Origin of the sequence: Flavobacterium sp. J49 (genome assembly GCF_011742145.1) — a bacterium.
Classification (GTDB): Bacteria; Bacteroidota; Bacteroidia; order Flavobacteriales; family Flavobacteriaceae; genus Flavobacterium.
In genome coordinates this window covers 1-219 of sequence record NZ_JAAQQU010000042.1, presented here as the reverse complement: position 1 = coordinate 219, position 219 = coordinate 1, and the positions used below count along the sequence as shown (strand labels likewise).

1 protein-coding gene is annotated in these 219 nt (G+C 44.3%); it reads left to right on the top strand.

Translation table 11 applies throughout. The features are described from left to right. Positions 1-219 (top strand): hypothetical protein (locus tag HA632_RS13890; RefSeq protein WP_217902800.1); only part of this gene is annotated, 219 nt, incomplete at both ends.

Here is a 219-nt window from a genome sequence, read left to right as displayed (position 1 = left end):
TTATCAAACTGCTACTTGGAATCCAGTTTCATGTCAGTACGATGTAACCGGTACTCAACCGGAAGCTCCACAAGTATTGTGTTACCAAACTGCTACTTGGAACCCAGTTTCATGTCAGTACGACATAACCGGTACTCAACCGGAAGCTCCACAAGTATTGTGTTACCAAACTGCTACTTGGAACCCAGTTTCATGTCAGTACGATGTAACCGGTACTCA